Below are 15,075 nucleotides of genomic sequence, written 5' to 3' on the forward strand. Positions count from 1 at the left end.
TTCTTTTTCGTATTAAAAGTTTAACTGAACATTGAATCCCACATATCTGATAGAAGGTGAATTGATGTCTTCGGTATCGCGGTCAGGATCGGAAAACCTGAAATCTTTCGTCCAGATTAATAGGTTTTGCCCTACAAGAGATATATCAGCTCCTTTGAGTTTTACCTTTTCGCAGATACTTGCCGGTAAAGAATATCCTATCGATAATTCTCTGAGTTTAAAGAATGTTTTCTTATCCAGTATGTTACGCCTGTTGCTCATATAATAATTACGCATATATGTTTCGTATGATACTTCTACATCGTTAGGGACAAACACGCGTGTATCCTTGGTGATATTTCCATCTGAGTCATACTCTACGGTTCCAGAATCAATCTTAACACCTTGCCCTATATAATTTTTCATTCCGTTTACTACTTCATCATATCTCCATTGATTGTCGGAATCTATGTGGCGTCCTGCATGCCATAATCTTTGATCCATATAGTTGAACATCACACCACCTATACGTCCGTCTATTGACATATTAAACCTGAAATTTTTGAATTTGACGGAGTTGCTCCATCCAAAAATCCAGTCCGGATTTGTATGTCCTGCAAACGATGGATAGTCACTAACTTTAGGCATACCATTGTAATGGATTATGTTTCCGTCCGGGTCTCTTTCCCATTCGTACATATCCAGCCACCACCAGCTGGCCCCGTCGTGTACCCAAGGTTTCTTTGTAGAATACTCTTCATCCACTTTGTGATAGTAATAGCGGTCCAATGCCCAGTTTATACCCGAATTCCAAGTCCAGTCCTTTGTTTTTATGATATCACCGCTTATAGCAACTTCAAAGCCCCGGCTCAATTGCTCTTCGCCGTAATTGATAAGTGTTGATCCGAAGCCGGTAGCAGAACTCATCCGTGCATGAGTTTGCAAATCATATTCTTTTTTTCTGTAATATGCGAAGTCGAATTTCAATCTGTTATCGAAGAAATGCATACTTGTTCCTAATTCGAATGCTTCAGTCGATTTTGGACGTAAAGTGACGTCACGGATTGATTTCGGATAGAATGCCGCTTTCTGAAGCCCCCAATATTTATCCGAAATACTGTATGTCTGATTGATTTCATATACTTCTGCCGGATGTTTTGTCTGTGACCACGAAGCCCTGATTTTCCAGAAATCCGCCCATTTAGGCATCGGTAAAAATTCAGACATGATAACACTTCCCGATACCGACGGGTAGAAAAAAGATTGTTCGGATTCGTCGAGAGTCGATACCCAGTCGTTACGTCCTGTAAATTCTAGGAACACTCTACTTTTCCACGAACCGCCTACCTTTCCATAGAAACTGTTGATCTGGCGCTTTTTCACGGATGAAGATGTGCTTGCAGGGTCTATAGACGATTTTAGAGAATAATAACCCGGTAGCATCAATCCGTTTTCGGTTGAAGAGAAATGTCCATCCTGCTCATAGAAGTTAATTGCCCCACCAAAGAAACTATCTATATTGAAATCACCGACATTCCGATTAACCATGGCAATCATATCACCATTTACACTATATCCCGTATTGTTTGTTATCGAGTACGAGCCTTCTTTCTTAGCGCGGGAACTTAGAGCCTGACGCGATTCTACACGGTTACGATACATGTCTACCCCGACACGGGTAACCAATTTAAACCATTTTGTAAAATCATAGCTCACATTGGCATAACTGTTGGTATAGTCGTAGTGAGAAGGATTTACCCTTTCGTGAGCAAGAAAATAAGGATTATCGTACCAATCGGGATCCATCCAGTTTTGTTCAACATCGGTCTTGCCTTCTTTCCAGTAATTTTTATAATCGCGAATATCATACTCGGCACCTGTCCACAACATCAGGTTATAGAGATAACTTCCTTTTCCGTATCCTGTACCGTTAGTATTGGTATGGTATCGTTTGTTATAAGTAATACCTGCATCCATGCTGAGTTTTTGCCATTCCAGATTTCCGGCTACAGAGAATGTGAATTTATTCTGTTTTGCATTCGGAAACTGTCCTTTATTATAAACATGGGTCAAGGATGTCCTGAAATTACCATACTTTCCTTTTTGCGTAACACTTATATTATTGTTGGTGACAAATGCTGCTTCTGTAAAATTCTTTATATTGTCTTTGCCTTTAGAGACCAATTCCATTTCTTCCAGTTCGTAGGTATATGGATTATATTGTTTTGCAGTGCGGCCGATGTCCAGTTTGTCGCCCCATACGTAGTCTCCGGGTGCATAACGACCTCCCGAACCAGAGCTGTAGGATGTCTGTACTTCCGGGAATTTCAGATAACCTGCATGAAACATGGTATTACTATTAACTGATATGTTAAGGCCTTCCTTGCTGTTTTTCCCATTTTTTGTGGTTACCATGACAGCGCCACTGGCACCTTTCGATCCGTAAAGAGCCGATGCAGTGGCTCCTTTCAGGATGTCGATAGATTCTATATCATCGGCGGCTATATCACTCAGGCTTATATTGTAAAAAGGAACTCCATCTACAACAATAAGCGGAGAATAACCACGTAATTCTATACTAGGCGCGGCAGCAAATTCAGTACTGTTTTTTACATTCAATCCCGCAACCTTTCCGGTAAGTGAAGTAGCAAAATTGACTCCTTTTACATTGGTTAGGTCTTCTCCTTTCACTTTCTGTACAGAGTAGCCCAGGGCTTTTTCTTCTCTCTTAATACCGAGAGCCGTAACTACTACTTCATCCAACAATTTCGGATTTTCTTTCAATACAATTTTGTAATAGTCCTGAGCCGTTACTTTTATTGTCTGCGTAGTGTATCCGATATAAGAAATAATAAGGGTAGCTCCTTCAGGAACATTCAGGGTGAACTGGCCGTCTATATTTGTTATATTACCTATCTTCTGGCCTTCTACAGTAACATTCGCCCCGATAATAGCTTCACCGGCCTCATCGACTACCAATCCGGTAATTTTGCGGGCATATTGCACAAATGCATCCTGCTCGGCTTTATCGAGAATTCCTTTTTTTGACAGAATAATATTTTTGTCAAGTATTTTATAAGTAACATCTGTACCTGCAAATACTTCATTTAAGATCTGGAATACATTCTTATTGTGAACATTTACAGATACAACACGCTTAACATCTATCTGGTTATCATAGAAAAATGTCATTTTAGTTTCAGATTCTATCTGATTCAATACATCTTGTACTTTGACATTCTCCATCTTCAGGGACAAACTTGTTTTTTGCGCATAACTATTTGTAGCATAGCTCATAAGTGCAAAAAAAGAAAGGAAAAAGCATAAGAGTTTCATAGTTAGTGGTAGTTTAAGGGAAATGTTGAGGATCTTTTTTAAAATCCACACAGTTTGGTAACAAAGATTATTTGTCATAACTTTAAATGTTTTTGGTTATAAATCGTTTATTTAAACTTATTGAATAAGCTTTATAACTTGTATACGAGGAAATACAGCAATATTTTCTCGTATACTTTTTTCTAAGGTGACCTTGGTGTGTGTGTTTTCATATTTACTATAATTTTAAGGTGGAAAAAAGGTTAATTCATTTAATATAATTCTATAGTTTGTTTTTTGGTTAATGTATCTTTTGGTTCAGATTGTTTTGCTTCGACAACATATTGTATTCCGGATGAAAAACGAAGATGTTCTAATATTCTGAATAGGTATTGCCCTTCGAAAGTACCTGTATAGTGATGCTGCTTCAGCTTCTCGTTTTTAATGACAAATTGAACATCGAACCTTCTGGAAAGCTGCATTAATACTTCTTCTAAAGGTGTATCCCGTAAAACTATTCTGCCGTCCTTCCATGCAATATCGGTATCTACTATACACGCCTGTCCTTTGATAGTTTTATTGTTTTTATCGAATACAACCTTTTGGTCGGGAATAACATTTACCTTTTTTCGTTGATTGGCTGCATTGTTATAAGCCATAGTTACACTTCCCGAAACTAATGTTAGTGCCGTGAAATCATCGTCGGGATATGCTACCAGATTAAATTCTGTTCCTGTAACTTCTACCTGTACTGCATCTTTTGTATTCACAATAAAGGGCTTATCAGCCTTTTTAACTTCAAAATAGCCTTCACCTTCCAAACTAACAGTACGGGTTTTTTCATCGAATTTATTCGGATATTTTAAAACTGAACCCGAATTAAGAAAGATTTTTGTACCGTCCGGCGTATACAGGGATGCGGTCATTCCGGAAGTCACTTTAACTTCTATATATTCTAATGGCTCGTTGTCGGATAATAAAATGTAAGATAAAGCTCCTATCAGAGGAATGAGTAGAAATGCAGCTACCTTTTGTAGACGTTGTAGCAGAATTCTACGTTTTTTACTTTTTAGTTTTGTATTAAATGTATCCAATGCATATTCACCGTCTATAGATTGTATGGTATTAGCCGTATCTGATGCAAGGTATATGTAATATATATCTTTAGCAATTTTCTTATTTTTTTCAGATTCCAGAATCCATCTTTCTACAGCCTCTCTCTCATCAACAGGGAGATTTCCTTCAAAATACCGGAGAAGATCAGATTCTATTTGCTCTTTATATGGGTCTTTCATATTATTCTTTTTATATATGGCAATCCTAAGATAAAATATCCTAACCGGATTTTCATTTTTTTTTAATTATCTTTGGTTTATCATGAAAAAACACAACTGATACTATGTATAACAACGAATCCGACGAAGACTTATTAACATTGGTAAAAGGCGGAAACAAAAAAGCTTTTGATGCTTTCTTTTTGCGTTATTATGCTTCCTTATGTGCTTATGCGAAACAATATGTAAAAGCTGAGGATACGCATGAGGCTGTTCAGGATGTAATGATGTGGGTATGGGAAAATAGTGAAAATATCAAAATATCGCAGTCTGTACGTAGTTATATATTTGGTGCGGTGAGGTATAAGTGCCTGAATATTATCAACAGTAATTCTACGAAGAAAAGGGCGATGAATATCTTACATGAAGAAATGATGGATATATACGAATCTCCCGATTTTTATATATTACAAGACCTTACAGAAAAAATTGAAGATGCAATAAACAATTTACCCGATTTGTATCGGGAAGCATTTATCAAAAACCGGTTTGAAAATAAAACTTATCAGCAAATAGCAACTGAACTCGGCGTATCACCTAAAACTATAGATTATAGAATACAACAGGCATTGAAGATTTTAAGAGTTAGCCTTAGAGAATATTTGCCTTTACTTTCCTTTTGGCTATTTACCGATTTGTAAACCATTATGAAATTAAAATGCTATGATTCAAACTTGATAAAGTTCAAATCATAGCAAATTTCTAACAAACTAAAGTTCTCTACCCTTTCGAACGTTGATTCACATTAATAACTAATATATTCTCCTCTATGCCTGTCGTTATTGAACAGATAAGGATAATATTTCTTTATTAAGGTTATGGCTTGTGGTGAAAGATCATTAATTAATTTTGGTTTGTCCTGAGGGCGGGTTCCTTTTTGGTTGATATCCCCCATTAAGCTCCACTTCCTAGTCATATCTGTAGGTTCTTGTGCTTTGAGATTGTAATTGGTAAAGTCTATGACGTATTCTTTTCCCCAATTCTTCTGCCAGTCCTTTATCAAAGCCAGTCTGAAATCCTTATTCATAAACCAGTACATTTTTAGGTTACTATCAGAACCTCCAATCCCCGAACCTTTTTGTTCGAAACGATAATTGAAAGAATTATCCTTGTAATGTTCTCTCCACAGCAATCCGAAGTCACCTTGAGTGATAAGCTTTACATCAGGCCAGTTTCGCTTTATTTCATTAACCAAATCTTTCAGACCATCATTAGGTAAGCTCTGTTCCCAGCAGGTTGTTACCCAAGCAAACCCGTTCAGGTCAAAGCCTTTGTCGAAGTGAATTGCCGCTGAATGCATCATTTGAGTCAAACCTGTCAGTTTCCCATATGCAAAGATTGTTTCAATAGGAGTAACGCCCATCCGGCTGTTAAATCCGCCCTCAAATCCCGGTCTTCTGGCAGCTAGAAAATCAAGTGTCCAACCATCGAGATTCACACAGTCTATAAAATCGCTTTTACCTTGCGCCGGTTTGCAGAAATGCTCTTTCGAAGGATAAAAAGGATATGAAACAGCTCCATCACCATCCTGATTGTCAATTGAAAACTGGCTGAAAATGTTACCCTGACATACATGTATACCCTCCTTTTCGGCTAAATATTGCTGGTTTTCGGCAGCCAGGAATCCAGCAAGTACGCTTTTAGGGCGGAAGCCGTTACCTACCATTTTACTTACTTTTGCCAGACCATCGTGCAAATCCTTGTTTACCTGTTCGCGGGTATTGTATGCATTTGCAAAATATGCGCCCGGAATGAAAGTAATATCGTCTCCGTATTTGTGATGATACTCTACTACCAGTCTGCGTATTTCTTTATAATTTTCTGCTGGATCGTCTAATGCCAACCAGCTGAAAGCCCATGTAATACTTGCTTCGGGCAGTTCTGAGGCTATCGCCTCGCGAAATGCTTTCACCTTTTCGGGAGTATGGAGATGACGCTCGTCCCGGCCTTCATTTCTATCGCGGGCTACTTCAATCTGGTTTACCCTTATAATGGTATTTATCGTTAAAAAACGATGTCCCATCAATTGGGTCGGTTTTTCCTGTGCATTGCTTTTAAGTATAAAATTTACTAGAAAGATAACTAGTAAAATTGCAGTTACATTTGTTTTTTTCATTTTCGTTAATGTATAAATAAATCATCTATTTCTTAAACGGTTTTGCAGAATACGGATCCTGCAAAACCGTTTAAGATATCAAACAAGATCATTATGTATGTACATCTCTTCTGTATTATACATCCTAATTGATAGCACCCTGATTAGCCTCAATCGGCCATCCCGGATTTTGATATATAGGAGAAGTAGAAACATCATTAGACTGAGAGGTAATTAAAAAATGCTGTATATGAATAGGTGACAGATAATGTGCCATTGCCCATTTATAACCACCTACGACCAATGATTTTGATGAAATTTCGTATGGACGGAGATATTCGCTTAATGTTGGTGACGAAACATTTGCTGCAGTGTTATCCAATCCATAACTAAGTATAGTTTTACCCTCCTTATCATTATACCATTCTTTCATAGGTCCCCATAACTTAAATCCTTCGATATGATACGGTGTTGAAATCATCTGGTCCATAGCCCTCCATCTTTTCAAATCCATATATCGTAATCCTTCGGCTATAAGTTCCGAGCGGCGTTCTCTGCGTATATTATACAGAGTAGGATTGATAAGTTGATTGCCCGAATAAGCCCCCCAATCGTATTTTGCCTCCTCACTCATATTGGTGGCGGCAATTGTTTTAGTATAATCAGGGTCAACTTTGGCTCTGTTCCTTATTTTTTTCCAATAACCATCAGCCTTACCATCGATTGTCCCATTTTTCTCATAACATGCTTCCATATAATTCAGGTATGCTTCAACCGCCCTGAAAGCAATACTTGCTGTATATGACGCTGTACTACCGCAATGTTTTGCATCGTAATTATTCCCTTTTCTTAAAACGTAACCTGTCGGAAAAGAATAAGCATAATTCCTGTTAGTAATATTAGGAATAATTTCGATAGGTGTTGCATGTGTTCCTTCGCTCGATTCGTATAATACATTTATTTGTCCCGGTTCTTTCAAGAATAACCATAAACGGCCATCCCTGTTCTTTCTTACATCCGATATATAATCATCACCGCTATAACCTGCTCCGGGAGCGTATATAGGTAAGCCATTCGCCATTAGATATGAATTAACCATACCTCTCGTTGTGCCGACGTCACCATTTCCAAGTTGTGCTTGTTGTACTGCTCCATGTACGAGTCCAAGCCCCTTATCATATCGCCGCCACAATAATACTTCGTCATATCCGGACAAATCCTCCGAACCGAACATATCATGATATGGATTGACTGGATCGGATACACTCTGCTGCAGTACACCGTTATTCTCTACCAGTTCTATTTTATCTGCCACTGCTGAAGCTGCACTCATTGCCTCAGTAAGGAAAAAATCTATTTCATTATCAATACTGCCTGAAGGAAATGTATAGCCCGAATTATAATCTTTTTTTGCACCCGGCCAATCTTTACCGTTAGGAACAAATGCCGTATTCTTGAAATATTTTAGCCAAGTACCTTCGAATAAGGCCGCCCGCGATTTGAATAGTTGGGCGCTCGGTTTTGAAATACGGTTTCTACCTCCGGGAGCATCATCGAGTAACAAAGTGATAGCATTGTCCAGATCGGAAATGATAAAACGTGCAACTTCATTTCTAGGCGACCTTTTGCTGGCCTCGATCAAAGGCGCTTTTTCATCGGGTAATACAGTCGTTATAATCGGATAGTCACCGAATTTTTGTAATTTATCAAAGTAAGCCAATGCTCTTAGAAAATGCATTTCGCCAATATAATGTTTGATATTATCCGGATTGCCGCTTATACTTCCTTCTTCATACTTTGGCATTACTTTATCAAAAAAATAATTGCAACTGAATATTTTAGAAAACTCCCAGTCTCCGCCGTTTACTTCCACTTTCCATTGTCCCGGTACATACCTGTTATCGTAATTTCTTTCCGCCATATTATCAGTATGCTTGTCCATGTCGAAAATGCCGTAATTACCAGACATACTGTGAGATAAAATTAAGTCGGGATACAAGCCATTAGCATAGGCGGCCAATTGTGATTCTTCCGTCAAATAAACTTCAGGAGTTATCTGAGAAAGGGGTTCTTTGTCCAGAAAATCATTACAGCCAATGAGGGTAGTTATAATGAATATACTAACTATGTATTTTAATATATGTTTTTTCATTATTCTTCGAATTAAAAGTTAACACTAACACCAAATGATATTGTTTTTGATAACGGGTAAACATTTCCTCCCCAACCTCCGTCGATAGTTTCAGGGTCGAATGTCTTCAGCATACTTGTTCCTGTCCATAAGTTTTCGCCCGAAACATATACACGTAGTTTGGAGATAGGTGTATTTCTAATAACAGACTCAGGTAAAGTATATCCCAGTTGGATGTTTTTGAGTCGTATATATGCTGCGCTTTGCAAATAACGGGTCTGAGTATGGTGATTTCGTGTCGAATTGAAGAGAGGACGTGGAAAATATGCATCGAGGTTTTGTCCTAGTTCATGGTCGGGGCTTGCGCGGAAATAATCTAAATGCGGCTCCATACAAGTTGAGTTCCAGATATTGCCCCATGCTCCCCAGAAATAGAAACTGTTCTGGTAAAAGTCACGTTTCATAACCCCCTGAAAAAATGCCCTAAAATCAAATCCTTTGTAATCTGCTGTCAAATCCAATCCGAATTGGAAACGTGGAGAAGTATTGCCAATTATTTCCCAATCGCCATGGTCGCTTATCGTATTAGCTCCTCCGTCGATTTTGCCATCTCCGTTGGTGTCGGCATACATAATATCACCTGCTCCCCAATTACTGCCTAATGCGTCCTGTCCTCCATTTGGCAAACTGGCTAAGTGGTTTTTCATTTCTTCATCGGTTTTAGCAATTCCGATAGTTTTATATCCCCAAATCTCACCCATTTTAACTCCTGCTACATAGGTTGATAATGCACCTGTCTCGTTAGGATATCGGGTAATTTCGGTTTGTGAATCGGCAAGTATGAATCTGGCCCCATATCCGAAACCAGACGGTAGAATGTCATTCCATGACACTGACAATTCAAATCCATAGGTCTTTAAGTCAGTATTGTTAGTTTTGGGAACACCGGTTCCCAATGTAACAGGTAGTTCAGGTGCAGGACCAACCATGTCTAAGGTTTTTCGCTGATAATAGTCGAAGGAGGCATTTAACCTGTTCCGAAGCAGGCCAAAATCTACAGCAATATTCCATGTGTTTATTCTTTCCCAAGTCATTGCTGTACTAACTAAGCCGGGCGCATAGGCCACATTCGGCTTTGCGCCATTGATAAGCCAATTGCCGGCCGATGCTTTTGCATCGACATACTGATAGGTAGGATACCAACTGGTTGTATTCTGGTTTCCCAATTCACCATACGAGCCGCGTAGTTTTAGCAGACCGATGCTTCTTTGCAGTGGCTTAAAGAAATCTTCATTTGCAATATTCCAGCCGACTGAGAATGAAGGAAATAACTTCCAGCGTTTATCGGAACGGAAACGTGAAGTACCGTCGTACCTCATATTGACTTCGAGTAAATACTTCTCTTTGTAGTCGTAATTTATCCTTCCGAAAAATCCGGCAGTAGACCAATGATTATCAGCACCTGAAACACTTGGCGGAACTATTTTTCCATTTGCATCAGTTCCACTTGTGATATCCACGTATGGTTGTTCGGGAATAATTATGCCTTCGCGTTGAAGGCCGAACGCTTTTCTTTTAAGTGATTCGGACTGAAAACCTACCATTCCTTTAATGTTATGACCCGAAGCCAAATTCATTGTATATTCAGTATAGGCATTCCAATTTATAAAATTATCTTTTCTGTAATCTTCATGGACATGTGAATCAGTACTCCACGGAACTGGATTGCCCGCAACATCATGATTATACGTTTTTTGAATATCCCAATGTCGGTTTGCGTTGACTATCCGATAATTTAAATCCACTACTGTTCTCCAATTTTTTACAGGCTCCAGAATCAACTGGGCTTGTTGATAATGATTATCGGTTTGCCAAATATCACGTCCACGATCCCTCATATTTAATGCAGGCGATGGAGAAGAATATAAATATCCGTTAGGATCGTATAGAGGTAATGTCGGCCAACCCTGTTTACCTAAAAGATAAAAGAAATTGTTGGTCAAATCCGAAGGTCTTTCATAATCTTCGCGGCTGAAACGTCCACTATAATTTATCTTTGCCCAAGGAGTTAAAGTTGCATTTATTTTTGCAGTCACATTATACCTATCATATGTGTCCTGATTAAATTCCATTAGGCCGTTCTGGTCTAGATAATTTGCGGATATATAGTATGTAACCGCATCGGTTCCTCCCTGTATGCTAAGATTGTGCTCTTGTGAAAAAACCCAGCTACGATACATGGCATCGAACCAATCTACATTGTCGTTTCCATAATTATAACCATCTGCCCAATAGGAGGGATTATTTGGATTTTTTATTATGGTAGTTGAAATCACTCCATTTTGATAATCTTTTATCCGTTGTAAATGTTCAGGGCTAAAGTGTGGTCCATCTCCATCATTTATATTTGCATCATTAAAGTAAGTCGCAAATGAATAAGAATCCGCCATTTTGGGTAATAAAACGGGAGTATTCCATCTGAAACTATTGTTGTAATTTATTACAGGTTTACCTTTTCTACCTGTTTTAGTGGTTACTAAAATTACGCCGAATGGTGCTCGTGACCCATATATGGACGAGGCTGCAGCATCTTTCAAAACTGAGATGTTCTCAATATCCTGAGGGTTAAGTGCGTTAATATCACCTTCCATTCCGTCAATCAAAATTAATGGACTACCACTCGATCCATCCCCGATGGTGGCAATACCCCGGATATTTATGCTGGACCGGTTTTCAAGCATACCATTATTCTGTGAGATATTCAATCCCGGTACCAATCCTTGTAATGCTTGTGAGGTTGTCATTACCGGACGTTGTTCCAATGATTTTGCACCGATGGTTCCTACCGCCCCGGTCAGATTTACTTTTTTTTGCGTGCTGAATCCGACTACAACAACTTCATCCAAGAATTGAGAATCTTCTTTTAGTGTTATATCGATGTTTTTCCTGTTATCCACATATTCTTCTCTAGGAATATAACCGATACATGTAATTGTTAGTGTTGCATTTCCCGGTACATTGATAGAAAATTCTCCATCACTATTACTTGCAACACCATTTGTTGTGCCTTTTTCTACAATACTGGCACCGGGAACAGGTTCCCCTTGCTCGTTAACTATCGTTCCTGTTATCTGTTGCTGGGTCTGGGCTTGTATACCCGTCAAATAACAGCACATGAAAAGTACGAGCAGTGCTAAAGATTTTATATAAAAATAAAATCTTTTCTGTTTTGTTTTTGTTTCCATCATAATGAGTTTTAGATTTAAAATAATAAATAATGCAGGTTAACTTAAATGTCATATATGATATTGATAAAAATCTCTTAAGCTTAAAGGTTTTACTTGACGGGTTCAGTTGTCATCGAGGAGTTACTATTTTAAGTAAAACCCTTAAGCTATTTGTTGTTAAATTTTAAATAGTAATTAGTATACAGATATGGCTGATGCCCGCTTATATTCTTTTTGTGTTTTGTCAATCAGGGATTGTATCTTTTCAATTTCAATAGTTTGTTTCGGATTGAAGTCGCTCGAATTCATATAGTTTGTAATGCTATACAAAAGCTGTCTTATCTCCGGTATCGAATCGCTTTGTCGTATTAAATCTATACTGCAAAACAGTAATTTGCCCTTTTCACAGTTCGTTTCGAAAATGGTTGCCAACCGACGGTTATTTGCAAAATTGTCAACGCATTCAACAATTGGCTCGATATTAGTATAAATGCTGTCGGTAACTATCGTTTTCGAATTGGTCAGCAAATGCCACCATTGCCAGTCAGTATGAATATCTGTAGGGAAGTTTTCCAATAGTTTGTGTTTGGGATTACATAATATACCCATTGTACCGGCTTGTTTCGGGAAATGCACAGGACTCCAGAATACAGGCAGGAATTTGCCTTCCAGGCCCTTCAGTTTTTCGAAAGGAGGGTTAAATAATACTTTTTTTCCTTCTTTCAATGCTCTCTGAGCTTCATTATAATCGGCAGTTAAGATGATATCTTTCTTTTCGATTTTTACGTCTGCCGGATATACCCAGATTTTCCACGAGTTCAGATAGTCAGTTCCTTCAATGCCAACCGTGACTAGTAACTGTTCCGCTTTGTTTATGCTGTTTAATGTACAATTAATATTACCAACAACTTCATATTGTCCTACGTTTACATTTACATTGTTTATTTTTCCGTCAAGAACAGTTTTTCCTTCCGCATTTTTTAAATTCCAGAATACCGTTTTGTTCTTTAAATCATCGTTGCCATAATGTGCTATTTCAACGCTTGCATTAAAGGATTCATTATTTGTGTAGGTCGCTTTCGGATATCTGATCAAAGGAACAATAGATGTACAAGACTGACGAAATTCAGCAGGATCTATGACACCTTTGCTATCCCAGAAAGCGTCTATCAAACCCACTAATGCAGTACTCTGTCCGGGGAAATCATGCAAGTCTAAAAGTTGGAAGCCACTACATCCCGGGGTTTTTAAGGCGCGTTCGATTTCTTCTTTATAAAGCAAAGCGGCAAGTTTGCCTGATGCCATAAGATAATCATCGGCTTTGTCAATTAATCCTTTTTGTTCGAGTTCTTTTTTTACTCCTTTAAAATTCAAAGGATCTAAAACACCTGTGTATTTTTCTATTTCTTTCATATTAGGGTAAACTGCATATTGTCCTACCTCGTGAGTAATCAGAGGTACTGGCATGTTATTAACTGCCTCAGAGTAATCTTTATCGAAACGTGGCGGTTCTTCATTAAATACTCCTTGTCCGCGTACCCAGCCTTGTTTTGTCCATTGGGTAATAAAGAAGTCGTCGTCAGGTTCCGGCCAGCTTCCATGTCCGCGTTCAAAAGTGAAAGAGGTTGTTGTATATAAGCGACGATTATCTTTTCCTTTTATATAAGAGAGTAATTTTGTCATAAAGTCGAAATCAGGCTGTAGTTCATTCCCCAGACTAAACATGCAAAATGACGGATGATTACCATATTCGTTCATTATACGGTCGGCTTCGGCGTATAGAAAGCTATTTGTCGGCTGATCTTTCCCTACGCTGAGTGACCATAAAGGTAATTCAACCTGTAAATAAAATCCCAGTTCGTCAGCAACTTCAAATGCTGCTTTAGGCGGGCACCATGAATGAAAACGTAAATGATTCAATCCCCATTCGCGGGCAGTTTTCATTACTTTTTCCCATCCTGGTTTATCCATAGGCGGATGACCTGTTAACGGGAAAATACAACATTCCAGAGTTCCGCGCATAAATACCCTTTTGTCATTGAGTAAAATAGAGGCATTCTGCTGTTTCAGGTTACGCATTCCAAAATCGGTGCTCCTTGTCGAGTTGTAATCACCTGCTTTTAGCGAAACGGAAAGCTCATACACATTAGGAGTAATTTCGTTCCATAAGAGGAAAGAATCTCCCATCGGATATGTCATTTCAACGATTTGATCTTGTTTGTTAATCGATATGTTATGAGATGTGATTTCATTCAAAGACTTATTACTGTTTTTCAATTTTACAGAAGCCGATAATTTACCTGACACTTCTTTACCGCTATTGTTTAAATGAACTTTTACCAGTATGTTTTTATCTTTTACATTTGGGTAAACATCAATTTGTTTAATCGATACAGGATCATGTGCCTTTAGTGATATATCGCCGATTACACCATTCCACATAATCTGTGTTTCATTGGTATATGCATGGCATTTATCGTTAATCGATATGTCATACTTTTTACTGTTATCGATTCGTAAGCAAATGGTATGTTTCCCGGGAGTAAGATACTCAGTCAGATCAAAGTATTGGGGAGCTATGAGACTCTCTCCTTTTACAGGGACGGCCTTACCGTCTACCCATACCGAAGTTTCCCATATTACACGTTCCAGATTTAAAGCGATAGTTTTATTCTTCCAGTCGGAAGGAATAACCACTTCTTTTTTATACCATGCTGCACCCACGTAACTATTCTTACGTGTAAGATGCAATATTTGTGGTTTACCTATCGATGGCTCGAGTGTATTAGGGATACCTTTTCCGGCATCGTCGGTGGTACCGGGTAGCGTTATTAACTCGGTAAAATCTTTAGAATACCAATTTTCATTTATCCCGACATTTTCCGCGTCAAGTGAGAATTGCCATTCTCCTGCCAGCGAAATTTCTGCCTCCCCGTTTTTTGAACATGAGAAAAGGGAGAGAAGCATGATTACAATAATAGTGTATTTCATAAT

7 protein-coding genes are annotated in these 15,075 nt (G+C 38.4%); 1 reads left to right on the forward strand and 6 read right to left on the reverse strand.

Annotated elements, in window-relative coordinates:
- Positions 1 to 12: 12 nt before the first annotated feature.
- Positions 13 to 3,315 carry a SusC/RagA family TonB-linked outer membrane protein gene (locus tag K348_RS0116990; protein WP_029906741.1) on the reverse strand — a complete coding sequence of 1,101 codons (3,303 nt, stop codon included), beginning with the start codon at positions 3,313 to 3,315 and terminating at the stop codon, positions 13 to 15.
- A gap of 251 nt (positions 3,316 to 3,566) precedes the next feature.
- Positions 3,567 to 4,589 (reverse strand): FecR family protein, encoded by a 1,023-nt coding sequence (locus K348_RS0116995; protein ID WP_029906742.1) that lies wholly within the window; start codon positions 4,587 to 4,589, stop codon positions 3,567 to 3,569.
- Positions 4,590 to 4,693: 104 nt separating this feature from the next.
- On the opposite strand from K348_RS0116995, the gene K348_RS0117000 reads away from it, so the two are divergent.
- Entirely contained in the window at positions 4,694 to 5,269 is a 576-nt protein-coding gene (locus tag K348_RS0117000) for an RNA polymerase sigma-70 factor (RefSeq protein WP_029906743.1), read from the forward strand.
- Positions 5,270 to 5,373: 104 nt separating this feature from the next.
- On the opposite strand, the gene K348_RS0117005 is transcribed toward K348_RS0117000, so the two are convergent.
- From K348_RS0117005 to K348_RS0117020, 4 genes are all read right to left on the reverse strand, one after another.
- Positions 5,374 to 6,744: a DUF3863 domain-containing protein gene (locus K348_RS0117005; protein ID WP_051697995.1), complete on the reverse strand. Its 1,371-nt coding sequence runs from the start codon at positions 6,742 to 6,744 to the stop codon at positions 5,374 to 5,376.
- A gap of 124 nt (positions 6,745 to 6,868) precedes the next feature.
- Positions 6,869 to 8,875: a RagB/SusD family nutrient uptake outer membrane protein gene (locus K348_RS0117010; protein WP_029906745.1), complete on the reverse strand. Its 2,007-nt coding sequence runs from the start codon at positions 8,873 to 8,875 to the stop codon at positions 6,869 to 6,871.
- 11 nt (positions 8,876 to 8,886) lie between these two features.
- Positions 8,887 to 12,102, reverse strand: a complete 3,216-nt coding sequence (locus K348_RS0117015; RefSeq protein ID WP_051697997.1) for a TonB-dependent receptor — start codon at positions 12,100 to 12,102, stop codon at positions 8,887 to 8,889.
- Positions 12,103 to 12,276: 174 nt separating this feature from the next.
- Entirely contained in the window at positions 12,277 to 15,072 is a 2,796-nt protein-coding gene (locus K348_RS0117020) for a glycoside hydrolase family 2 (protein ID WP_029906747.1), read from the reverse strand.
- Positions 15,073 to 15,075 lie beyond the last annotated feature (3 nt).

It is taken from the genome of Prevotella sp. 10(H) (genome assembly GCF_000711235.1).
Lineage (GTDB): Bacteria > Bacteroidota > Bacteroidia > Bacteroidales > Dysgonomonadaceae > Dysgonomonas.